Source organism: Pedobacter sp. 01T416_2 (genome assembly GCF_056398925.1).
Window position 1 is genome coordinate 1 of sequence record NZ_JBFTQI010001191.1, and the last position, 1,125, is coordinate 1,125.

Annotated in this window: 2 protein-coding genes; both read left to right on the forward strand. The window is 35.3% G+C overall.

Features of this window, described 5'->3' with window-relative positions:
* Window positions 1-398 (forward strand): hypothetical protein (locus AC1DPQ_RS28460; RefSeq protein ID WP_477611675.1); only part of this gene is annotated, 398 nt, incomplete at its 5' end.
* Window positions 399-604: 206 nt separating this feature from the next.
* On the forward strand, window positions 605-1,125 hold a 521-nt coding region (locus AC1DPQ_RS28465), incomplete at its 3' end, for an IS1595 family transposase (protein ID WP_477611676.1).

Sequence of the window (1,125 nt, forward strand, 5' to 3'; positions counted from 1 at the left end):
CTATTAAAGATTTAGAAGAATTGCTTTTTAATCTACATCCAGATGCAAAGAAGCACTATACAACTATATCAAATCTTAAGGACATAGTTGCCCAAAGCATCAAACAAGAAAACGTTGAAGTGCATAAATTGGTATTTGACAAAAATGCTTCTGCTATGGAGCAGGTCTTGTTTGGACTAAAGTATATTGGTAAAGCATCTAAAATAGGTGAAATAGAAAGCGCTATAAGGGAGTTTGACAGGGATTTTGATAAAGGACTTAACACCCCAATAGATAAATTGAAGCGTGCTGATAAGGTGGATATTTATAATCCTACAGGTTCAAATCATACGGTATATTACGCATTGACAGAATGGTTTGATGGGGAAGAATTAAAAGAAAGCTATAAACCAATATAAAAAGAATAAAAAAATCCCGATTTAGAAGAGTGGTTGCAATACTTAAAATAAATCGGGATTTAAGAAAACATAAGAGGGAATAACGGCTAGTATAACACTTAGTACGGTAGCCTTTGAAGCTACAGATGTGGTTAAAATCCACACCGTTTCCTTTTTTCTTACTTCAAAGGTAAGAAATAATATTTGACAATTACAAACTTACCGCCATGAAATATACATTAGCTGAATTTCTGAAAGATTACCCAAATGATGCCGCATGCTTAGATAAGGTCTTTAAACTGCGATTTGGGGATAAGAACCGTACATGTGAATCATGCGGTAAGGAAACAGAATTTAGGCGTGTAGTAACACGTAGATCTTATCAATGTAGGCTATGTTATCATCAAATATACCCATGTGCTAAAACTCCATTCGAGAGAACAAGAACACCTTTAAACTATTGGTTTTATGTCATGTATTTAATGACTACAACACGTAATGGCGTTGCTTCTAAAGAAGTACAGCGTGCAATAGGTGTAACGTATAAGACAGCGCATAAAATGACTACACAGATAAGAAAATTGATGTCTGAATACCCTAATCCTCCTAAACTCAAAGGACACGTTGAAATAGATGAAACGTATGTATCGACAGGTAAAAAGAATGGTGTGGAGGTTGGTAGAGGTGCTTTGAATAAAAAGCCTGTATTCGCTATGGTTGAACGTATGGGAATGGTAAGGGCTAAGGT